Annotated in this window: 18 protein-coding genes; 9 read left to right on the top strand and 9 right to left on the bottom strand. The window is 72.5% G+C overall.

Going from position 1 to position 22068, the window contains the following annotated elements:
• Positions 1-34: 34 nt before the first annotated feature.
• Complete coding sequence (locus AB0J57_RS08665) at positions 35-1273, bottom strand: acetate kinase (protein WP_366127300.1); 1239 nt, start codon at positions 1271-1273, stop codon at positions 35-37.
• Complete coding sequence (pta, locus tag AB0J57_RS08660) at positions 1270-3348, bottom strand: phosphate acetyltransferase (protein ID WP_366127299.1); 2079 nt, start codon at positions 3346-3348, stop codon at positions 1270-1272. Before pta ends, AB0J57_RS08665 begins: the two co-directional genes overlap by 4 nt.
• A gap of 246 nt (positions 3349-3594) precedes the next feature.
• Between pta and AB0J57_RS08655 the strand changes: the two genes are divergently transcribed.
• Together AB0J57_RS08655 and AB0J57_RS08650 are read left to right on the top strand one after the other, a co-directional pair.
• Positions 3595-4620 carry an ATP-dependent 6-phosphofructokinase gene (locus tag AB0J57_RS08655; protein WP_366127298.1) on the top strand — a complete coding sequence of 342 codons (1026 nt, stop codon included), beginning with the start codon at positions 3595-3597 and terminating at the stop codon, positions 4618-4620.
• 169 nt (positions 4621-4789) lie between these two features.
• Positions 4790-5767 carry an RICIN domain-containing protein gene (locus tag AB0J57_RS08650; RefSeq protein ID WP_366127297.1) on the top strand — a complete coding sequence of 326 codons (978 nt, stop codon included), beginning with the start codon at positions 4790-4792 and terminating at the stop codon, positions 5765-5767.
• 16 nt (positions 5768-5783) lie between these two features.
• Here the strand turns inward: AB0J57_RS08650 and AB0J57_RS08645 are convergent, their stop codons facing one another.
• The 3 genes from AB0J57_RS08645 to AB0J57_RS08635 form a co-directional block, all read right to left on the bottom strand.
• Positions 5784-6467, bottom strand: coding sequence for a helix-turn-helix transcriptional regulator (locus AB0J57_RS08645; RefSeq protein ID WP_366127296.1), 684 nt, complete (start codon positions 6465-6467; stop codon positions 5784-5786).
• A gap of 109 nt (positions 6468-6576) precedes the next feature.
• Positions 6577-7287 carry a response regulator gene (locus tag AB0J57_RS08640; protein ID WP_366127295.1) on the bottom strand — a complete coding sequence of 237 codons (711 nt, stop codon included), beginning with the start codon at positions 7285-7287 and terminating at the stop codon, positions 6577-6579.
• Positions 7284-9065 (bottom strand): ATP-binding protein, encoded by a 1782-nt coding sequence (locus AB0J57_RS08635; RefSeq protein WP_366127294.1) that lies wholly within the window; start codon positions 9063-9065, stop codon positions 7284-7286. The genes AB0J57_RS08640 and AB0J57_RS08635 overlap by 4 nt, the downstream gene beginning before the upstream one ends.
• 125 nt (positions 9066-9190) lie before the next feature.
• On the opposite strand from AB0J57_RS08635, the gene AB0J57_RS08630 reads away from it, so the two are divergent.
• Both AB0J57_RS08630 and AB0J57_RS08625 read left to right on the top strand, forming a co-directional pair.
• Positions 9191-10537 (top strand): cation:dicarboxylase symporter family transporter, encoded by a 1347-nt coding sequence (locus AB0J57_RS08630; RefSeq protein WP_366127293.1) that lies wholly within the window; start codon positions 9191-9193, stop codon positions 10535-10537.
• Positions 10538-10660: 123 nt separating this feature from the next.
• Positions 10661-11845, top strand: a complete 1185-nt coding sequence (locus tag AB0J57_RS08625) for a PQQ-binding-like beta-propeller repeat protein (protein WP_366127292.1) — start codon at positions 10661-10663, stop codon at positions 11843-11845.
• 24 nt (positions 11846-11869) lie between these two features.
• Here AB0J57_RS08625 and AB0J57_RS08620 read toward each other — a convergent pair whose 3' ends face one another.
• Positions 11870-12481 carry a TetR/AcrR family transcriptional regulator gene (locus AB0J57_RS08620; protein ID WP_366127291.1) on the bottom strand — a complete coding sequence of 204 codons (612 nt, stop codon included), beginning with the start codon at positions 12479-12481 and terminating at the stop codon, positions 11870-11872.
• Positions 12482-12583: 102 nt separating this feature from the next.
• Between AB0J57_RS08620 and AB0J57_RS08615 the strand changes: the two genes are divergently transcribed.
• Positions 12584-14206, top strand: a complete 1623-nt coding sequence (locus AB0J57_RS08615; RefSeq protein WP_366127290.1) for an MFS transporter — start codon at positions 12584-12586, stop codon at positions 14204-14206.
• Between the two features lie 46 nt (positions 14207-14252).
• On the opposite strand, the gene AB0J57_RS08610 is transcribed toward AB0J57_RS08615, so the two are convergent.
• Positions 14253-15131 (bottom strand): aldo/keto reductase, encoded by an 879-nt coding sequence (locus tag AB0J57_RS08610; protein WP_366127289.1) that lies wholly within the window; start codon positions 15129-15131, stop codon positions 14253-14255.
• Entirely contained in the window at positions 15128-16003 is an 876-nt protein-coding gene (locus tag AB0J57_RS08605; protein ID WP_366127288.1) for an NAD-dependent epimerase/dehydratase family protein, read from the bottom strand. The genes AB0J57_RS08610 and AB0J57_RS08605 overlap by 4 nt, the downstream gene beginning before the upstream one ends.
• A gap of 45 nt (positions 16004-16048) precedes the next feature.
• Between AB0J57_RS08605 and AB0J57_RS08600 the strand changes: the two genes are divergently transcribed.
• The 4 genes from AB0J57_RS08600 (at position 16049) to AB0J57_RS08585 (ending at position 19684) form a co-directional block, all read left to right on the top strand.
• A complete protein-coding gene (locus AB0J57_RS08600) occupies positions 16049-16561 on the top strand; it encodes an Lrp/AsnC family transcriptional regulator (RefSeq protein WP_366127287.1) in 513 nt (170 codons plus the stop codon).
• 42 nt (positions 16562-16603) lie between these two features.
• Positions 16604-16990: a MerR family transcriptional regulator gene (locus AB0J57_RS08595; protein ID WP_366127286.1), complete on the top strand. Its 387-nt coding sequence runs from the start codon at positions 16604-16606 to the stop codon at positions 16988-16990.
• Between the two features lie 8 nt (positions 16991-16998).
• The gene (gene trxA, locus AB0J57_RS08590; RefSeq protein ID WP_366127285.1) at positions 16999-17319 is read left to right on the top strand and encodes a thioredoxin; all 321 of its coding nucleotides are present in this window, start codon (positions 16999-17001) and stop codon (positions 17317-17319) included.
• 142 nt (positions 17320-17461) lie between these two features.
• Positions 17462-19684 (top strand): UvrD-helicase domain-containing protein, encoded by a 2223-nt coding sequence (locus tag AB0J57_RS08585; protein WP_366127284.1) that lies wholly within the window; start codon positions 17462-17464, stop codon positions 19682-19684.
• A 54-nt stretch (positions 19685-19738) separates the two neighbouring features.
• Here AB0J57_RS08585 and glgB read toward each other — a convergent pair whose 3' ends face one another.
• Positions 19739-22054: a 1,4-alpha-glucan branching enzyme gene (glgB, locus tag AB0J57_RS08580; RefSeq protein WP_366127283.1), complete on the bottom strand. Its 2316-nt coding sequence runs from the start codon at positions 22052-22054 to the stop codon at positions 19739-19741.
• Positions 22055-22068: the final 14 nt, after the last annotated feature.

The raw sequence follows: 22068 nt of genomic DNA, 5'->3' as shown, positions 1-22068 counted from the left end.
GTCTGGTGGAATGTACAAATGGGCGGGGGGCCGCTCAGTCGTGGACCAGTGAGTAGGTTTGCCGCGCGATTTCCAGCTCCTCGTCCGTCGGCACCACGGCCACCGCCACGCGCGCGTACTCCGGCGAGATCAGCCGCGGTTCCGGCGAGCGGACCTCGTTGAGGGCCGCGTCCACCGCCAGGCCCAGCTCTTCCAGGCCCGCGATGGCAGCTTCCCGCACCGGAGCCGCGTTCTCACCGACACCCGCCGTGAACGCCACCGCGTCCACCCGGCCGAGCACCGCGTAATAAGCGCCGATGTACTTCTTCAGCCGGTGGATGTAAATGTCGAACGCGAGCTGCGCCCGCTCGTCGCCCTCATCGATCCGCCGACGGATCTCACGCATGTCATTGTCGCCGCAAAGCCCCACCAATCCGCTCTTCTTGTTCAGCAGGACATCGATCTCATCGGTCGACATTCCGGCCACCCGCTTCAGGTGGAAAACGACCGCCGGATCGACGTCGCCCGAGCGGGTACCCATCACCAGCCCCTCCAAGGGGGTCAGGCCCATCGAGGTGTCCACGCACCGGCCGCCGGCCACCGCCGACGCCGACGCGCCGTTGCCCAGGTGCAGCACGATCACGTTCACCTCGGCCGGGTCCTTGCCCAGCAGCCCCGCCACCCTGCGCGACACGTACGCGTGCGACGTGCCGTGGAAGCCGTAGCGGCGGATGCGGTGCGCGTCGGCGGTCTCGGTGTCGATCGCGTACCGCGCCGCGTACTCCGGCATCGTCGTGTGGAACGCCGTGTCGAACACCGCCACCTGCGGAAGGTCCGGGCGCAGCGCCTGGGCGGTGCGGATGCCCGTGATGTTCGCCGGGTTGTGCAGGGGCGCGACCGGCACGAGGCGCTCGATCTCGGCGAGGACCTCGTCCGTGATGACGGTCGGCGCCGAGAACTTCAGGCCGCCGTGCACCACCCGGTGCCCGATCGCCGCCAGCTCGGGCGAGTCCAGGCCGAGCCCGTCGGCCGACAGCTCCTCGGCGACCGCCTTCAGCGCCGCCTCGTGGTCGGCGATCGGGGACGTGCGCTCGCGCCGTTCACCACTGGCCACGGGGGTGTGGACCAGGCGGGAGGTCTCCTCACCGATGCGCTCGACCAGCCCGACGGCCAGGCGCGCGCCGTCGCGCATGTCGAGGAGCTGGTACTTCACCGACGACGAGCCGGAGTTGAGGACGAGGACGCGGGTGGGGTCGGTCACTGGTGCGGTGCTTTCTGTCGTACGGGCGGTCATACGGATGCGGTGGGCTGGGACTGGATCGCGGTGATCGCGACCGTGTTCACGATGTCGCTGACGAGCGCGCCGCGCGACAGGTCGTTGACCGGCTTGCGCAGGCCCTGGAGGACCGGGCCCACGGCCACGGCGCCCGCCGAGCGCTGCACGGCCTTGTACGTGTTGTTGCCCGTGTTCAGGTCCGGGAAGATCAGCACCGTCGCCTGGCCCGCCACCTCCGAGCCCGGCAGCTTGGTCGCCGCGACGGACGGCTCGACGGCCGCGTCGTACTGGATCGGGCCCTCGATCTTCAGCTCCGGGTGCGCCTGGCGCACCAGCTTCGTCGCCTCGCGCACCTTGTCGACGTCCGCGCCCGAGCCCGACGTGCCCGTCGAGTACGACAGCATCGCGATCCGCGGCTCGACGCCGAACCGCGCGGCCGTCGCCGCCGACTGGACGGCGATGTCCGCGAGCTGCTCGGCGTTCGGGTCCGGGTTGACCGCGCAGTCGCCGTACACCAGCACCTTGTCGGCCAGGCACATGAAGAAGACGGAGGAGACGATCGACGCCTCCGGCTTGGTCTTGATGATCTCGAAGGCGGGACGGATCGTCGCCGCCGTCGAGTGCACCGAGCCCGACACCATGCCGTCGGCCAGGCCCTCCTGCACCATCAGCGTGCCGAAGTAGTTCACGTCCGACACCACGTCGTACGCCAGCTCCACGCTGACGCCCTTGTGGGCGCGCAGCTCGGCGTACCGCTCCGCGAAACGCTGGCGCAGCTCGCTGGTGGACGGGTCGATGAGCTGCGTGTCCTTCAGGTCGATGCCCAGGTCGGCGGCCTTCTTGCGGATGACCTCGACGTCACCCAGCAGCGTCAGTTCGCACACGTCACGGCGTACGAGGACGTCGGCGGCGCGCAGCACGCGCTCCTCCGCGCCCTCGGGCAGCACCACCCGGCGCCGGTCCGCCCTTGCCTGCTCCAGCAGCTCGTGCTCGAACATCATCGGCGTGACCCGGCCGCTGCGCGCCACCGAGATCCGCTTCAGCAGGTCGCCGGTGTCCACGTGCCGCTCGAACAGCCCGAGCGCGGTCTCCGCCTTGCGCGGGGTCGCCGCGTTGAGCTTGCCCTCCAGTGAGAACAGCTCGGCGGCCGTCGGGAAGCTGTTGCCGCTCACGGAGATCACCGGGGTGCCGGGCGCGAGCCGCGCGGCGAGGGTGAGGATCTCCTGGCTCGGCCGCTCGTTCAGGGTGAGCAGCACGCCCGCGATCGGCGGCGTACCGGCCGAGTGCGCGGCCAGCGCGCCCACCACCAGGTCGGCGCGGTCGCCGGGCGTGACGACCAGGCAGCCGGGGGTCAGGGCGTTGAGGAAGTTCGGCAGCATGGCGCCGCCGAAGACGAAGTCCAGGGCGTCACGCGCCAGCCCGGAGCCGTCGCCCAGCACCACTTCGGCGCCCAGCGCCTGGGTGATCTGCGCGACCGTCGGCGCGGACAGCGCGGGCTCGTCGGGCAGGACGTAACAGGGGACGGGCAGGCGGGCGGCGAGGCGCTCGGCGAGGGCGTCGCGGTCCTCGGGGGCCACCCGGTTGGCGACCATGGCGAGGATGTCGCAGCCGAGGCTCTCGTACGCCCGGAACGCGTTGCGCGTCTCGGCGCGCACCGCGTCGGCGTCCTGGCCCTTGCCGCCGACCACGGGTATGACCGAGGCGCCGAACTCATTGGCCAGCCGCGCGTTCAGCGCCAGCTCCTCCGGGAGCTGCGTGGCGTGGAAGTCCGTGCCGAGCACCAGCACGACCTCGTAGTCGCGCGCCACCCGGTGGAAGCGCTCGACGAGCTGCGCGACCAGTTCGTCGGTGCCCTTCTCCGCCTGGAGGGCGGACGCCTCCTGGTAGTCCATGCCGTAGACGGTGGCCGGGTCCTGGGACAGCCGGTAGCGCACCCGCAGCAGGTCGAAGAGGCGGTCGGGCCCGTCGTGCACCAGCGGCCGGAACACCCCCACACGGTCCACTTGGCGGGTCAGGAGCTCCATGACTCCCAGCTCCACGACCTGCCGGCCGTCCCCGCGGTCGATCCCGGTCACGTACACGCTGCGCGCCACGCAAGCTCTCCTGTCGAAAAAGCCGAAAGAATGTGTGAACAAAAAACCCTGTAAGGGTGGCGATACCCCCTTGACAATACCTCTGCGGCTGGGTAGGGCGCCCGCCGGGCGTCTGGCCTGCGAAGACGGGGGAACCCGGTACGGAACCGGCTGCGGCACGGGCGGCGTGAGCACGACGCGGAGGCCCGCCGTGGGACAATTCGGGAAGGCTCACCCGTACCACTACTGAGCAGGAGACACGGCACGATGCGCATCGGAGTTCTCACCGCAGGCGGCGACTGTCCCGGCCTGAACGCAGTGATCCGGTCGGTCGTGCACCGCGCCATGACCGGCCACGGCGACGAGGTGATCGGCTTCGAGGACGGGTTCAAGGGCCTGCTCGACGGCCACTACCGGCCGCTCGACCTCAACGCGGTGAGCGGCATCCTCGCCCGTGGCGGCACCATCCTGGGCTCCGCCCGGCTGGAGCGGGACCGCCTGCGCGAAGCCGCCGAGAACTGCGAGGAGTTGCAGAAGCGGTACGGGATCGACGTCCTCATCCCCATCGGCGGCGAGGGCACCCTGACCGCCGCCCGGATGCTGTCGGACGCCGGGATGCCGGTGGTGGGCGTGCCGAAGACCATCGACAACGACATCTCCTCCACCGACCGCACCTTCGGCTTCGACACGGCCGTGATGGTGGCGACGGAGGCCATAGACCGTCTGAAGACCACCGCCGAGTCCCACCAGCGGGTGATGGTCGTCGAGGTGATGGGCCGGCACGCCGGGTGGATCGCCCTGGAGTCCGGCATGGCGGGCGGCGCGCACGGCATCTGCCTGCCCGAACGGCCCTTCGAGGTCGACGACCTGGTGAAGATGGTCGAGGAGCGGTTCGCGCGCGGCAAGAAGTTCGCGGTCATCTGCGTCGCGGAGGGCGCGCACCCGGCCGAGGGCTCCATGGAGTACGCCAAGGGCGCCATCGACCAGTACGGCCACGAGCGCTTCGCGGGCATCGGCAACCGCCTGGCCAAGGAGCTGGAGCGGCGGCTCGGCAAGGAGGCCCGGCCGGTCATCCTGGGCCATGTCCAGCGGGGCGGCACGCCGACCGCGTACGACCGCGTCCTGGCCACCCGTTTCGGCTGGCACGCGGTGGAGGCGGCGCACCGCAAGGAGTTCGGGAACATGACCGCCCTGCGCGGCACGGACATCCACATGGTGCCGCTCGCGGAGGCCGTCACGCGGCTGAAGACGGTGCCGGAGAACCGGATGTACGAGGCGGAGTCGGTGTTCTGACACCTGTCCGCGCTTGGAGCGGCCCTGATCGTCACCCCCGTCGACGATCAGGGCCGCTCGTCCTTAACCACTCTTGAGATGCGCCTCCGGTTCGACAAGGCTTGCACTTGTCCGGGACATGTCCCAACTCCGTCCCGGCGGCGGGGTGGTGGAGAGAGGGAGGGCGCGCATGACCGACGGGGAACCGGCTCCCGACCCCCGGGAGGCGCGCGATCCCGCCGCGTTCGTGGCCCGGCTCCAGGCGCTCAAGGACTGGTCGGGCCTGACCTACCGCGAACTCTCGGCCCGCGCGGAGGCGGCCGGCGACGCCCTGCCCCGCTCCACGGTCGCGAACATGCTCTCCCGCACGACGGTGCCGCGCGAGGAGCTCGTCATGGCGTTCGTCCGCGCCTGCGGGGCCGGGCCCGCGGAGCTGGAGAACTGGCTCGCCGTGCGCAAGGAGCTCGCGGTGCGGGGCGCGGCAGGCGGCGCGGCGGGGGACGCGGTACGAGGCAGACACGGCGGCGCGGTACCGGGCAGACACGGCGGCGCGGACGGCGCGCCCGGCGATGTCTCCCCGCCTCCCGGGGCCTCCCGGTGGCGGGTGCTCGTGCCGGTGGTGGCGGTCGCGGCACTCGTCGTCGCCGCCCTCACGGTCGTGACGTTCCTCCGGGGCGACGACGCCCGGCACGCACCGCGCCCCGGGGCGGCCGCACCTGGGGCCGGGCCCGTGGACGTACGGGCCGTGCACTCGGGCCTGTGCCTGAACGAGCGGCCGGGGCAGCGCAGCGGTCAGGTGTACCAGGTGCCGTGCGCCGGGGCGGTCGTGCCGCGCTACAGCCTCGTACCGCTGGACGGCGGGCTGTGGCGGTTGCGCTCGGACCACCCCGACTACGGCCCCGGCTGCGCGGGCCTGCCCGTCGAGGCCGGCCCGCCCGAGGGCGCGCCCCTGGTGGACCAGGAGTGCGGCAAGCGGGGCGCCCGCGAGGCGTTCCGTATCGAGTCCGTCGGCGGCGGCAAGGGTTACCGCATCCGGTCCGCGCACTCGGACCTGTGCCTGGAGGTACGGGACGCCTCGGCCGCGCCGTGGACGGAGGTCGTTCAGCGGGCGTGTGACGGCGGCGGCCGGGGTCAGCTCTTCGGCTTCGACCGGCGCCGGGCGCGGTAAGGCGCGCCGTAGGGCGTCACAGCCGGGCCAGCTCCCAGAAGTGCTCGACGATCCGCGCCAGGAACTCGCGGCCCGCCTCGCCGCCGCTGTCGCCGGTCACGTCGGAGCCCCAGCTATTGGTCGCCACCATGCGCGACTGGTAGTCGGAGTAGAGCTGCTGGAGCACTTCCTCCAGGTGGTGGCGGTCCATCGGCAGCAGCTTCGCCGCCGGTTTCACGTACGCCTGCCAGCGCGTCGTCGCCGCGCTGCGCAGCACGTCCGCCAGCTCCTCGTCGCGGCCCGTCGCCGTGATGAGCTCGCGGGGCCCGAGGGAGAGGGCCTCGGCGAGGGCGGCGGTCTGGCGTTCGTTGCCGCGCCAGCGGCCGGACTCCTCCATGCGCAGGTACGCCTTGACGTCGAGGCCGACGCGGCGCGCCAGGTCCTCGGGCGCGATGGCCCGCGCCATGCGGTGTTCGCGCAGCGTCGTGGCGGCGGCGAGCAGTTCGCCGGGCGAACACCACAGGACGCCGGCGAGGGCGGTGAGCTCGCGTGCGTCGGGGGCGGCGACGCCCCGCTCCCAGGCGATCACTGTTTCGGGCGGCACGCCGAGGCCGTACTGGGCGCGCAGGCCGTAGGCGACGTGGGCGGGAGCCATACCCAGCGCCTCGCGCAGTCGGCGCGCGGCGAGGGCGTTGAACGGTGGAGACGGGGGAGAGTGCACGCGCACAAGGTAGAAGCAGAGGGTCACTTTTGGCTACGGTGCGTTCACCCAAGGCCAAATGTCGTAGGAACGTCCAGATGCTCCCCCTAGTGGCCTACCTGTCGGTAATTTACCGTGCCTTTCCGGCTTTGGGGGACACCCAGCGGTATTGGAGCTCCGGCCGGCCGACCTGCCCGTACTGCGGGCTGCGCTCCGCCCGCCCGGCGGTGACCAGGTGCTCCAGGTAGCGGCGGGCGGTGATCCGCGAGATGCCCACCGCCGCCCCGGCCTCGGCGGCGGTCAGCCCGGTGGCCGACTCGCGGAGGGTCCGGGTGACCGCGGTCAGCGTCGGGGCGCTCAGCCCCTTGGGCAGGGCGGCGGGCTGCGGCGCGCGGAGGGCGGCGAGGGCCCGGTCCACCTCCTCCTGGCCGGACGCCTCACCGGCGGCCGCGCGGAACTCGGCGTACCGGGTGAGGCGGTCGCGCAGGGTCGCGAAGGTGAAGGGCTTCAGTACGTACTGGACGACTCCGAGCGACACGCCCTCGCGCACGATCGCCAGGTCGCGGGCGGAGGTGACCGCGATGACGTCGGCGTGGTGACCCGCGGCGCGCAGCGACCGCAGCAGGTGCAGGCCGTGCCCGTCCGGCAGGTACAGGTCCAGGAGGATCAGGTCGACGGCCGTCCGCTCCAGCAGCCGCCCGGCGGCGGCGCGGGAGTGCGCCACGCCCACCACGGTGAAGCCCGGCACGCGCCCCGCGTACAGCGCGTGCGCGTCCGCCGCGACCGGGTCGTCCTCCACGACCAGGACCCTGATGTCCGCCGCGCCGGGCACCTCGGTCACGACGCCACCTCCGCGCCGTCGCCTGCCACGGCCCCCGCCGGGCGCTCGGCGCCCGCACGGCGCTCGGCCCCCTCCAGGGCCGGCGCTCCCGGGGCGGCCGACCCCGCCGCGCCCGCGTCCGGAGCCGCGCCCGTCCCGGTGCCCGCGCCCTGGGCTCCCGGGGCGGCCGCCCCCGCGCCCGTCCCCGCCCCCGCGTCCAGCGGCAGCCGGACCGAGAACTCGGCGCCGCCGTCCGGGGCGCGGCCGAGGTTCACGGTGCCGTGGCCCCGGTGGGCGGCCTGGCGGACGAGGGCGAGGCCGAGGCCGCGGCCCGGGCCGCGGGTGGACCAGCCGCGCTCGAAGACCGCGCCGTGGTCCTCCGCGCCCACGCCCGGACCGGAGTCGGCGACCCGCAGCAGCAGCTCGCCGGCGCCCTCGTCCGCCCGCGCGGTGACCGTGACCCGGGACAGGGGCGTGCCCTGGGCGGCCTCCAGGGCGTTGTCGATCAGGTTGCCCAGGATCGTCACCAGGTCCCGCGCCGGGAGCGTCGGCGGCAGGACGCCGTCGTCGATCCGGCTGTCCTCGGTCAGCACCAGCTCCACGCCCCGCTCGTTCGCCTGCGCCGCCTTGCCCAGCAGCAGCGCCGCCAGCACCGGCTCGGCGACCGCGTCCACCACCCGGTCCGTGAGCGTCTGCGCCAGCTCCAGCTCCGCCGTCGCGAACTCGACCGCCTCCGCCACGCGCCCCAGCTCGATCAGCGACACCACCGTGTGCAGCCGGTTCGCCGCCTCGTGCGCCTGGGAGCGCAGCGCCTGCGTGAACCCGCGCTCCGAGTCCAGCTCGCCCGACAGCGCCTGCAGCTCGGTGTGGTCCCGCAGCGTCACCACCGTCCCGCGCCGCTCCCCGCCGACCACCGGCCGGGTGGACACCACCAGCACGCGCTCGCCCGTCAGGTGCAGCTCGTCCACCCGTGGCTCGGCGGAGAGCAGCGCGCTCGTCAGCGACGGCGGCAGGCCGAGCGCGGCGACCGGCGTGCCCACCGCGTCCTCGCCGAGGCCCAGCAGCTCCCGCGCCCCGTCGTTGATCAGCGCGATCCGCCGCTGCCCGTCCAGCATCACCAGGCCCTCACGCACCGCGTGCAGCGCGGCCTCGTGGTAGTCGTGCATCCGGCTCAGCTCGGCGGCGTTCATGCCGTGCGTGTGCCGCCGCAGCCGGGCGTTGATCACATACGTACCGGCGCCGCCGAGCGCCAGCGCCGCGCCCGCCATGCCGAGCAGCGCGGCGACCTGTCCCCGCAGTTGCTCACTGATCCGGTCGACCGTGATGCCCGCGCTCACGAGACCGACGACCTCGCCCCGGTCGTACACCGGCGTCACCGTCCGCACCGACCGGCCGAGCGTGCCCCGGTAGGTCTCCGAGTACGTCTGGCCGCGCCGCGCCTCCTCGATGTGGCCCAGGTACTTCTTGCCGATCCGGTCCGGTTCGGGATGCGTCCAGCGCGTCCCGTCCGGCGCCATGATCGTGACGAAGGTGACGCCCTGCTCGCCGACCAGGGAGGCGGCGTACGGCTGGAGGGCCGCCGTCGGGTCGTCCGAGCGGGCCGCCTGGACGACGGCCGGGGAGCGGGCGACCGCCGTCGCGGTCGCCGTCGCCTGCCGGCGCGCGGTCTCCTCGGCCTGGTGGCGGTCGTTGACGTAAGCGAAGATCGCGCACCCCGCCACGATGGCGGCCACCAGCACGACCTGCATCGCGAAGAGCTGGCCGGCGAGGCTGCGGGGGCGGGTGTGCGCAATACGCATGAGGTAAGTCTGCCTGTCCGAAAAATGTGTGAACGAAAGGTACGCAACGGTGACCGCCGTCACAAGGTGAGAGATGGTCTCGGGGATCCACAGGGACAGTGGAGCGACTCACCGAGGAGGACCCCGTGGCCGCACGACGGGACCGTACCCACTATCTGTATCTGGCCGTCATCGCGGCGGTCGTGCTCGGCATCGGCGTGGGCTTCGCCGCCCCCGGCGTGGCCGTCGAGCTCAAGCCGCTGGGTACCGGCTTCGTGAACCTGATCAAGATGATGATCTCGCCGATCATCTTCTGCACGATCGTGCTGGGCGTCGGCTCGGTCCGCAAGGCCGCCAAGGTCGGCGCGGTCGGCGGACTGGCGCTGGGCTACTTCATGGTCATGTCGACCGTCGCCCTCGCCATCGGCCTGCTCGTCGGCAACCTGCTGGAGCCGGGCGCGAGCCTGCGCCTGACGGACGAGGTCGCCGCCGCGGGCGAGAAGCAGGCGTCGGGCGCGAGCGAGGGCACCGTCGACTTCCTCCTCGGGATCATCCCCAAGACGCTGGTCTCCGCCTTCACCGAGGGCGAGGTCCTCCAGACGCTGCTGGTCGCACTCCTCGCGGGCTTCGCGCTCCAGGCCATGGGCAAGGCCGGTGAGCCGGTGCTGCGCGGCATCGGGCACATCCAGCGCCTGGTCTTCCGTATCCTCGCGATGATCATGTGGGCCGCCCCGGTGGGTGCCTTCGGCGCCATCGCCGCCGTGGTCGGCGAGACCGGTCTCGACGCCCTGAAGTCGCTCGCCGTCATCATGATCGGCTTCTACATCACCTGTGCCGTCTTCGTCTTCGTCGTGCTCGGCGCCCTGCTGAAGCTGGTGGCGGGGGTCAACATCCTGACGCTGCTGAAGTACCTGGGCCGCGAGTTCCTGCTGATCCTGTCCACCTCCTCCTCCGAGTCCGCGCTGCCGCGCCTCATCGCGAAGATGGAGCACCTGGGCGTGAGCAAGCCCGTCGTCGGCATCACCGTCCCGACCGGGTACTCCTTCAACCTGGACGGCACCGCCATCTACCTGACGATGGCCTCCCTCTTCGTCGCCGAGGCGATGGGCAACCCGCTCTCCATCGCCGAGCAGATCTCGCTCCTCGTCTTCATGATCATCGCCTCGAAGGGCGCGGCGGGCGTCACCGGCGCCGGTCTCGCCACCCTGGCCGGTGGCCTCCAGTCGCACCGCCCCGAACTGGTCGACGGCGTCGGCCTGATCGTCGGCATCGACCGCTTCATGAGCGAGGCCCGCGCGCTGACCAACTTCGCGGGCAACGCGGTCGCCACCGTGCTGGTCGGCACCTGGACCAAGGAGATCGACAAGGCGCGGGTCGCCGAAGTCCTCGCCGGGCGGGTGCCGTTCGACGAGAAGACCCTGGTGGACGACCACGCGCCGGCGGCGGAGGACATGGACGACCTCCCCGAGTCCCGGGAGCCCGTCAAGGTCTGACGCAGGTGAAGCGAACCGCGCGGGAGGGCGACTCCCGCGCGGTTCCGCGTTTCCTGGCCGTACCGCCGGTAACCGGAACGTGTCATCGTAGGGGCTTCTGGCATGTGCATGAAGGGATCCCCCATGTCACGTCTTCCCGCACTGCTCGCCCTGACCCTCACACTGGCCCTCGGCTCGGTGACCGCGTCCTCCGCCACGGAGAGCGAGGCGTTGCGCGATGTCGTCGTCGTCGGCAACAGCGCCGACGGCACGGTCAGCTTCATCGATTCCCGTACGTACGAGAACCTCGGCTCCCTCGACGTCGTCCCCGACCTCGACGCGATCCTCGCCGGCATGGACCCCATCCGCCGTGCCGCCTACGAGGTGGTCAAACAGCAGGCGGGCGGCGACAAGTTCGTCGACGACGCCCACCTCTCGGCCGACGGCCGCACCCTGTACGTCTCGCGCGGCAACCTCGGCGACGCCGCCGCGTACGACATCGCCTCCGGCCGCCAGCTCTGGCGTACGCACCTGGACGGCTTCAAGGCCGACCACGCCGCCCTCTCCCCGGACGGCCGCACCTTCGTCGTCTCCGCCATCACGGCCGCCAAGGCCCAGGCCCTGGACACCGCCACCGGCCGGATCACCGGGGAGTTCGCGACCGGCACCTACCCGCACGAGAACATGTACTCGGCGGACGGCGGCCGCCTCTACAACATGTCCATCGGCGTCACCTCCCTGCCCAAGGCCCTCAACGCTCTCAAGGGTGCCAAGCAGGTCACCGTCGCCGACGCCCGCACGCTGAAGGTGCTGCGGACGTACACCTTCGACAAGGGCGTCCGCCCGGCGGTGATCACGCCGGACGGGAAGACGATGTACGCCCAGCTCTCCTACCTCAACGGCTTCATCGAGTACGACTTGGAGGCCGGGCGGACCCTGCGGACGGTCGAGATGCCGTTCAGCGCGGCGGGCGCGGCCCTGAAGCCCGACGACTACCCGCAGAACTCCGCCCACCACGGCATGGCCATGAACGGCACGAACGACAAGCTCTGCATGGCCGGGACCATCGACGACTACACCGCCGTCGTCTCCCGCCCCGGCCTGACCACCGACGGCTTCGTCCACTACGAGCCCGGCGCCCTGCCCTACTGGTCCCTGACCGCGCCCGGTGGCACGCACTGCTTCGTCACGCTCTCCAACCGCGACGAGGTCTCGGTCGTCGACTACCGCACGGCCAAGGAGGTCGCCCGCGTGAAGGTCGGCGACTTCCCGCAGCGCGAGCGGGCGGGCAAGGTGGCCGAGGCCGCCCTGCCGGGGCTCAGCCGGTAGGCCCTGGGGAACGCCTGCCGGGGCTCAACCGGTAGGCCCGGGCAGGGACTCCACCAGTTCCTCCGCACGTCCGGCCGGAACCCCGGCCGAGATCAGCATCGTCACCGCGGCGGACCGCCCGGCCCGGTCCGCCGCCAGCGCCCCCGCGTTCACGGCCTCCATCAGCCCGAACAGCACCTGTTCGTGTACGTATGCGAGGGCGGCGGCCGGCAGCGGCGAGGTGAACACGCCCTCGTCCAGCCCGCGTTGGAGCACCGCCGCGCAGGCCTCGCGCACCGGGGTGAGCCGGGCCCGGATGCCCTCCATGGTGACGCTGCGCTGGGCGAGGGAGACCAGCAGCCGGTAGCGGTCGGCGATCTCCCAGACCGCGAGCGTCGCCCGGGCCAGCGCCTCCGCCGGGTCGTCCACGCCCTCGCGGCCGCTCGCGTGCGCGTGGGCCACCGATTCGACCGCGCTGTCCACGAGCGCGGCGATCAGTGCCTCGCGGCTGGGGAAGTGCCCGTACACGGTTCGGCGTACGACGCCCGCCGCGCGGGCGATCTGGTCCATGGACGCGTCGGGGTCGCGCAGCAGCTCGGTGAGGGCCACCTGCTCGATGCGGCGCCGGTTCGCGTCGGCTCGTCCTGATGAGGTCACCCGCTCATTTTGCACATGGCTGTGCAGTGGCGTAACTTGCACAGTGATGTGTAATTGCACATCGCTGTGCAAGATTGGGCAGAGGAAAGGACGGATCGGGCCATGCGTCTCGTGCTGAAGGAGCCGGTCGAGCGGATGGAGCGGCCCTACCCACGGCGCTGGTGGGCCCTGCTCGTGCTCTGCCTGAGCCTGCTGATCATCGTGATGGCGAACACCGCCCTCACCGTCGCCGCCCCCGACATGACCCAGGACCTCGGGCTGACCAGCTCCGACCTCCAGTGGGTCATCGACGGCTACACCGTCCCCTACGCCGCGCTGATGCTGCTGCTCGGCGCGATCGGCGACAAGTACAGCCGGCGCGGCGCCCTCGTCCTCGGGCTCCTGGTCTTCGGCGCCGGCTCGGTCGCCGGATCGCTCGTCGACTCCTCCACCGGCGTCATAGCCGCCCGGGCCGTGATGGGCGTCGGCGCGGCGATGATCATGCCCGCCACGCTGTCGCTGCTCGCCGCGACCTTCCCGCGCGCCGAGCGCGCCAAGGCCATCGTCCTGTGGACCGCCACCGCCGGTCTCGCCATCGCCGCCGGACCGCTGGTCGCGGGCGCGCTCCTGGAGAACCACGGCTGGGCGTCCACGTTCCTGATCAACGTCCCCGTAGCCGCGCTCGCGATCGTCGGCGCCTTCACCCTCGTACCGCCGTCGAAGGCGGCCCGGCACGGGCGTATCGACTACGTCGGCGGGCTGCTGTCCGTCGTCTGGACCGGCGCGCTCGTCTACATGATCATCCAGGGCCCGCACTTCGGCTGGGACGCCAAGGCCGTCGGCGCGGCGGTCGTCGCGGGTGCCGGACTGGTCGCCTTCGTCGCCTGGGAACTGCGCCACCCGCGCCCGGTGCTGGACGTCCGCCGCTTCCTGAACCGCGGCTTCGCCGGCTCCAACCTGGCCGTCGCGCTCTTCTTCCTCGCCGTCTTCGGCGCCTTCTACTACCTCACCCAGCACCTCCAGTTCGTGCTCGGGTACGACCCGCTCGACACGGGCGTCCGGATGCTCCCGCTCGCCGGCGCCGTCTTCGCCGGCTCGGCGCTGACCGGGTTCCTCACCCCGCGCCTCGGCATGAAGGTCACGGTCACGGCGGGCATGGCCGCCGGTACGGTCGCGCTCGCGCTCCTCACCCGGGTCGACGCCGGTTCGGGGTACGGGGACCTCGTCGCCCCGCTCGTCATCCTGGGCGTCGCGATCGGCCTCGCGCTCTCCCCGTGCACCGACGCGATCATGGGCGCGTTCCCCGAGTCGGAGCTGGGCGTCGGCGGCGCCGTCAACGACACCTCCCTGGAGCTCGGCGGCTCGCTCGGCATCGCCCTGCTCGGCTCGGTGCTGGCGTCCTCGTACTCCTCGCACCTCGCCGACGCCACCGAGGGCAGCGGCCTTCCCGCCTCGGCCCTCGCCACTGCCCAGGACTCGGTCGGCGCCGGGTACGCCGTCGCCCACGGCATCGGCGAACAGGCCGCCCACGCCGCCAACCCGCAGCAGGGCGCCCAACTCGCCGAGGGCGCCCGCCGGATGGCCGACGCGGTCGGCTCGGCCTTCTCCGACGCGGTCGCCCACACCAGCCTCGTCGGCGCGGCGATCCTCGCCGTGGGCACGGTGCTGGTGGCGGTCCTCCTGCCGGGCCGGAAGGCGCGCACGGAAGCGGAGCCCGAGGCCGCCCGCGAACCCGAGCTCGTCTGAACCCCCGCACGGCTGGGCCCGTGACGTGCCGCCGGGGGGCCGCACGTCACGGGCCGAGCAGCGCCAGCTCCCGCTCGTCCAGGACCAGTCCCGCCGCCGCGGCCGAGTCGCGGGCCGTCTCGGGGCGGCTCGCGCCCGGGATGGGGACGACCACCGGCGAGCGGGCCAGCGCCCACGCCAGGGCCACCCGCTGCGGGCTGACCCCCCGTTCCCGCGCCACCTGGTGGAAGGCGCCGAAGCGGGGGTCCGCCTCCTGGGCGGACGCGCCGTCGAGCGAGCTGCGCGAGATCCCGCCGAGCGGGCTCCACGGCAGGAACGCCAGCCCCAGCTCGGTGCAGAGCCGCAACTCGGGCTCGCTGTCCCGGACGGCGGGGGACCAGCGGTTCTGGACGGAGACCAGCCGGTCGCCCAGGACCTCGCGGGCGAGGCGGATCTGCGCCACGTCCACGTTCGAGACGCCGGCCGTGCGGATGGTGCCCGCGTCGAGCAGGTCGCGCAGCGCGCCCAGCGACTCGGCGTACGGTACGGCCGGGTCCGGCTTGTGCAACTGGTACAGCCCGATCGCGTCGCCGCCCAGTCGCCTCGCCGACGCCTCGGCGGCGCGCCGCAGGTGGCCGGGGTCGCCGTTGACGGTCCAGCCGCCGTCCGGGGTGCGGCCCCGGCCGCCCTTGGTGGCGACCAGCACGCGGTCGCGTACGCCGCCGCCGTACGTCGCGAGGGCGCGGGCGACCAGCAGTTCACCGTCGCCCGGCGCGCCGCCGCCGGGCGCGTGGTAGGAGTCGGCGGTGTCGATCAGCGAGACACCCGCGTCGAGCGCGGCGTGGACGGTCGCGAGGGCACGCGCCTCGCCGGGCCGGCCCTCGATGGACAGGGGCATGGCGCCGAGCCCGACGGCCCCCACCCCGATGCCTCCGACGTACCTCACGCCTGGCCTCCGAGAGTCTCGCCGACGGCCCGGTCCAGCCAGTCGGAAGTGTGCCGGAAGGTGTAACCGAGCGCCGTGGCGCGCGCGTTGTCCATGGCGTACGAGCGCCGGAAGGAGAACGGGGACACCTCGCCCACCTCCACCTCCTGGAACACGGCCTTCCCGCCGGTCCGCGTTTCGACGGCGGCGCAGATGTCCCCGGTCGTCAGGGAGCCGTTCGACGCGGCGTTCACGGGACCGGTGAATTCCCGTTCGGCCGCCCACGCCAGGAAGTCGGCGATCTCCTCCACGTACACATAGGTCGCCGGATGGTTCACGGGCGGTACGGCGATGGGCCGCCCCTCCCGTATCCGGTCCGCGTAATGCGTCAGGCGCCCGGTGAAGTCGTCGGCGCCGCCCAGGACGTGGGCGACGCGCACGGCCGTGAACGGCAGGGCCGAGTCCCGCGCGAAGACGGCCTCGGCCTGCCGCTTGCCCTCCCCGTACGGCAGCTCCGCGTCCAGGTCCACGGCCACCGTGCGCGGGTCGACGGCTTCCTCCCGTACGGGCGAGGCGGAGTCCTCGTACTCGTACACCTCGACGGTCGACGTCATCACATAGCGCCGGGTGCGCGGCCCGAGAACGCGCCGGGCGATGTCCGCCTGGCGCGGGGTGTAGCAGACCTGGTCGATGACGACGTCGAAGGCCCGCGAGCCGAGCGCCGTCCGCAGGGCCCGTTCGTCGTCCCGGTCGGCGACGACGTGAAAGGCCCCGGCGGGCGGGGTGGAAGAACCGCGATTGACGACGGTCACCTCATGACCCGATGTCAGCAGCCGCTGAATGAGGCGCTTTCCGAAATACCGGCTCCCGCCGATCACGCATATTCGAAGCATGCGCTCCAGTGTTACGTTGACGGGCCGCAGCCTGAAGGGGGAACCATGGGAGATACGGCCGCCGCGCCGAAAGAACAACGGCATCTGCGTCCCGCCACCAACGAAACATCGGCGCCCGTTTTCGACCCCGTCGACCGGCAGATCCTGGAGCTGGTCCAGACCGACGGCCGGATCAAGCTCAGCGAGCTCGGCCGCCGTGTCCGGCTCAGCCCGGCGGCCGTCGCCGAGCGGGTCCGCCGCCTGGAGTCGTGCGGCGCCATCACCGGCTACGGCGCCCATGTGTCCCCCGCCCGGCTCGGGTACGGCATCCAGGCGTTCATCCGGGTCAACCCGCACGGCGGGTACACCTTCAAGCACCCGAGGACCCTGGAGCTGCTCGCCCGGCCCGAGATCCTGGAGGCCCACCACGTGGTGGGGGAGGACTGCTGGATCCTCAGGGTGGCGGTCACGGACACCGTCCACCTGGAGGACGTCCTGGAGCAGACGTCGGCGCTCGGCCGCACCACGACGTCGATCGTGTTGTCGTCCCCGGTGGCCCGCAAACCCCTCCTGCCCTGACGTCCTTGCCTTGACGTCCACGTCAACCCCTACCGTCGACGCATGCGAATCGGCGAGCTGGCGAGGCGCGCGGGTACGACCACGAGGACCCTGCGCTACTACGAGTCCCGGGGCCTGCTGCGCGCCCGGCGGACGGAGAACGGCTACCGCACGTACGACGAGGACGACCTGCGGCTGCTCCAGCAGATCCGGACCCTTCAGGACTTCGGGTTCGAGCTGGAGGAGACCCGGCCGTTCGTCGACTGCCTGCGCGCCGGTCACCCGGCCGGCGACGCCTGCCCGGCCTCGCTGGACGTCTACCGGCGCAAGCTCGACGAGCTGGACGGCCTGATCGGGCAGCTCCGCTCGGTACGCGCCGAGGTCGCCGCCCGGCTGGCACTGGCGACCGCAACACCCGCACCCGCTTGCGAATTCGGAGGCACCCTGTGAGGCACCCCGTGAGGAATGTGACCGACGCGGACTTCGACACCGAGGTCCTGGCGGCCGACCGCCCGGTCCTGGTGAAGTTCACCGCCGACTGGTGCGGCCCGTGCCGCCAACTGGCGCCGGTGCTGGGGGCCCTCGCCGCCGAGGAGGCGGACCGGCTGAAGGTGGTGCAGATCGACGTCGACCGGAACCCGGAGACCACGGTGCGCTACGGGGTGCTGTCGACGCCCACGCTGATGGTCTTCCGCGCGGGCGAGCCGGTGCGGTCAATGGTCGGCGCCCGCGCCAAGCGTCGCCTGCTCCAGGAACTGGAGGACGTCCTGCCCGCCTGACCCGCCTCGCGCACATAAAAAACACCCCGGTCCGAATTGACGGCCGGGGTGTTTCTTCGCGTATATTTGACGTTTCGTATGCGGACATGGCAAGCCGCACGCGGAAGTTCAATAAACGCACTGTATCGCGTCAGGAGTCGGATTGTCAACCGAGGAATATCGGAAAGAGCAGCAATTCATCAATGAGCTCTACGCGCGACTCGACCACCTGCGCGACCAGGCGGAAACCGCCGTCCGCGCCGCCCTCAAGGACGTGGGCACCGGGTTCCAGGCGCGGCTGGAGCGCGATGTGCTGGTCGCCGAGCAGTCCGGACTGCTGGCGGCGTTCGACGCGGGAGAGAACGGGCTGTGTTTCGGGCGGCTCGAATTCCGCGACGGGCGTGACCACCACATCGGGCGCATCGGAATCCGTGAGGACGACGAGGAACGCACCCCCCTCGTCGTGGACTGGCGCGCCGAGATCGCCCGGCCGTTCTACCTCGCCACCGGGTACGAGCCGATGGGGCTGCGCCGACGGCGTCACATCACCACCAAGGGGCGTGACGTCACCGCCCTGCACGACGAGATCCTGGACCTCACCGACACCACCCGCACCGGGCACGAGAGCCCCGACGCCGACGAGGTGCTGCTCGCCGCACTCGACGCCGCCCGCACCGGGCGTATGCACGACATCGTGCAGACCATCCAGGCCGAGCAGGACCGCATCATCCGCGCCCCGCACCAGGGCGTCCTGGTCGTCGAGGGCGGCCCCGGCACCGGCAAGACCGCCGTCGCCCTGCACCGCGCCGCCTACCTGCTCTACGCGCACCGCGAGCAGTTGGCCCGGCGCGCCGTCCTCATCGTCGGCCCCAACCCCGCCTTCCTCGGCTACATCGGCGAAGTCCTGCCCGCGCTCGGGGAGACCGGAGTGCTGCTGGCCACCATGGGCGAGCTGTTCCCCGGCGTCCGCGCCACCGGCACCGACACCCCCGAGGCCGCCGAGATCAAGGGCCGCGCGGCCATGGCCGACGTCCTCGCCCGGGTCCTGCGCGACCGGCAGACCGTGCCGCCCACCCACGCGCCGATCGAGATCGACCACGACGACTACGGCACCCTGCTGCTGGACCGGAACATGGCCGAGGACGCCCGCTGGGACGCCCGCTCCACCGGCCTGCCGCACAACCTCGCCCGCCCGCGCTTCGCGTTCCGGATCATCGACGCGCTCACCGACCAGCTCGCCGAACGGCTCGGCGCCGACCCCTTCGGCGGCCCCAACCTCCTCGACCGCTCCGACATCACCCAGATGCGCAAGGAGATCGCCGCGAGCCCCCGCGTCCACGCCGCGATCGAGGAGCTGTGGCCCACGCTCACCCCGCAGGCGCTCGTCACCGCCTTCCTCGCCGAGCCGGACGGCTACCTCCCCGACGGTGAGGCCGAGTTCGTCCGCCGGAGCGAAGGCCCGTGGACCGAGGCCGACGTACCCCTCCTGGACGAGGCGGCCGAGCTGCTCGGGCACGACGACACCGCCGAGCGCGCCGCCGCCGAGCGCGAGCGCAGCGCCCGTGTCGCCTACGCGCAGGGCGTGCTGGACGTCTCCTACGCCTCGCGGACGTACGAGTTCGAGGACGAGGAGTCCGAGGTGCTCGGCGCCCACGACATCATCGACGCCGAACGGTTCGCCGAGCGCCACGAGGAGGCCGACCACCGCAGCGCCGCCGAACGCGCCGCCGCCGACCGCACCTGGGCGTTCGGGCACGTCATCGTCGACGAGGCGCAGGAGCTGTCCGCCATGGCGTGGCGGCTGCTCATGCGCCGCGTCCCGACCCGCTCGATGACGCTCGTCGGCGACCCGGCCCAGACCGGCGACGCGGCCGGCTGCGGCTCCTGGCAGGAGATCCTCGGCCCGTACGTCGGCGACCGCTTCGACCACGTCCGCCTGGGCGTCAACTACCGGACGCCCGCCGAGATCATGGAGGTCGCGGCGGCGGTGCGCCGGGCCGAGGACCCGGACTTCACCCCGCCGCGCTCGGTGCGCTCCACGGGCGTGGCGCCCTGGGAGCGGACCACGGACGACCTGCCCGGCGAGGTCGCCGGCGCCGTACGCCGCGAGGCGCCCGCCGAGGGCCGGCTCGCCGTCATCGCCCCGGCGACGCACCACGCGGCGCTGGCCGCCGCGCTGCCCGACGCCGCGCACGGCCCGGACCCCGACCTCACCCGGCCGGTCGTCCTGCTGGAGCCGCGGCAGGCCAAGGGCCTGGAGTTCGACACGGTGATCGTCGCCGACCCGGACGCCATCCGGTCCGGCGGGCCGCACGGCGTCAACGACCTGTACGTGGCGCTGACCCGCGCCACCCAGCGGCTGGGGATCGTGCGCGTCACCGGCTGAGGGGCGCACGCGCGGAGGAGGCCGGCCGTGGCGGCCGGCCTCCCCGCACCCGGATCACACCGGCTTCAGCCACACCGTCGCCAGCGGCGGCAGCGTCAGCCGGACGTACCCGCCCTCCGGCTTCGCCGGATCGGTGTTGTGCACGCCACTGCCGCCGTACTCCGCCGCGTCGGTGTTGAGGACCTCCGCCCAGGCCGGGATCCGATCCGGGACCCACAGCCGGTACTCGTGGCGCACCACGGGGGAGAAGTTGCTCACCGACAGCAGCGGCGACCCCTGGGCGTCGTACCGGAGGAAGGCGAAGACGTTGTCCTCGGCGGCGTCACCCAGGGACCACTGGAACCCCTCCGGAACGGTGTCCCGCTCCCACAGCGCCGGTGTGACCGCGTACACCGCGTTGAGGTCGCGCACCAGGTCCCGCATGGCCCGGTGGTCGCCCGCCGAGTGGTAGTCGTCCTCGGTCAGCCACCACTCCGGGCCGTGCGCCTCGGACCACTCCGCCCCCTGGGCGAACTCCTGCCCCATGAACAGCAGTTGCTTACCGGGGTGCGCCCACATGAAGCCCAGGTAGGCGCGCTGGTTGGCGCGCCGCTGCCACCAGTCGCCCGGCATCTTCGACACCAGCGCCTGCTTGCCGTGCACCACCTCGTCGTGCGAGATGGGCAGGACGTAGTTCTCGCTGTACGCGTACACCATCGAGAAGGTCATCTCGTTGTGGTGGTACTTGCGGTGCACCGGCTCCTTGGAGACGTACACCAGCGAGTCGTGCATCCAGCCCATGTTCCACTTCAGGCCGAAGCCCAGGCCGCCGTGGTCGGTGGGGCGCGTGACGCCCTCCCAGGCCGTGGACTCCTCGGCGATGGTCACCACGCCGGGGCAGCGGCGGTAGACCGTGGCGTTCATCTCCTGGAGGAAGGCGACCGCGTCGAAGTTCTCCCGCCCGCCGTGCTCGTTCGGCGCCCAGTCGCCGCCCTCGCGCGAGTAGTCCAGGTACAGCATCGAGGCTACCGCGTCGACGCGCAGGCCGTCGATGTGGAACTCCTCGCACCAGTAGACGGCGTTCGCCACGAGGAAGTTACGGACCTCCGTGCGGCCGTAGTCGAATTCCAGGGTGCCCCAGTCGGGGTGCTCGGCGCGCCGCGGGTCGGGGTGCTCGTACAGCGGCGTGCCGTCGAACCGGGCGAGCGCCCAGTCGTCCTTGGGGAAGTGGGCGGGCACCCAGTCGACGAGGACGCCGATCCCGGCACGGTGGCAGGCGTCGACGAAGTACTTGAAGTCGTCGGGCGTGCCCAGGCGGGCCGTGGGCGCGTAGTAGGAGGTGACCTGGTAGCCCCAGGACGGGCTGTAGGGGTGCTCGGCGACCGGCATCAGCTCGATGTGCGTGAAGCCGAGGTCCTTGACGTACGCGGGCAACTGCTCCGCCAGCTCCCGGTACGTCAGCCCGGGCCGCCAGGAGGGCAGGTGCACCTCGTACACCGAGAAGGGGGCTTCGTGGACGGGCCGGTCTCCCCGGTGCGCCATCCAGTCGGCGTCCTGCCACTCGTAGTGCGAGGCCGTGACGATCGACGCCGTCTCCGGCGGGCACTGGGCGCGGCGGGCCATCGGGTCGGCGCGCAGCGAACAGTGGCCGTCCGGCCCGGTGACGGCGAACTTGTAGAGCGTGCCCTCGCCCATGCCGGGCACGAACAGCTCCCACACGCCGCTGCGGCCCAGCGACCGCATGGGCAGCCCGGTGCCCGCGTCCCAGTAGTTGAACTCGCCGACCAGGCGCACCCCGCGCGCGTTGGGCGCCCACACCGTGAAGCGGGTGCCGGTGACGCCCTGGTGGGTCATCGGGTGGGCGCCGAGCGCCTTCCACAGCTCCTCGTGCCGGCCCTCCCCGATCAGGTACAGGTCCAGCTCGCCGAGCGACGGCAGGAAGCGGTACGGGTCCTCCACCTCCAGGACGCCGGAGTCGTAGGCGACCTGGAGCCGGTACGCCGGGACCTCCGGCAGCGGCAGCACGGTCGAGAACAGCCCGTCACCGTCGTCGTGCAGCTCGGTGCGCGCCCCGTCCACCAGCACGGCCACGCTGCTCGCGCACGGGCGCAGCGCCCGGACGGCGACGCCGCCGTCCACCGGGTGGGCGCCCAGCAGGCCGTGCGGGTCGTGGTGCTCACCGGCGAGCAGCCGGCCCCGGTCGGCGGGGTCGAGCGGTGGGGCGCCGGCGGTGGTGGCGCCGCCCGCGCGGGGCTTGGGCGTGGCGCCGGGCGGCGGCGCGGGGAGGGCGGTGGCGTCCCCGACGGGCGTCTTCTTGGTGGCCGCCGGCGTGGCCGGGGCCTTCTTGGCGGCCGGTGCGGCCGGGTTGCGGGTGGGACGACGGGGGGTCACGGGGGAGGGCCTCC

It is taken from the genome of Streptomyces sp. NPDC049837 (genome assembly GCF_040674455.1).
Lineage (GTDB): Bacteria > Actinomycetota > Actinomycetes > Streptomycetales > Streptomycetaceae > Streptomyces.
The sequence above is the reverse complement of the archived record's forward strand: the minus strand, read 5'-3'. Positions and strand labels throughout refer to the sequence as shown.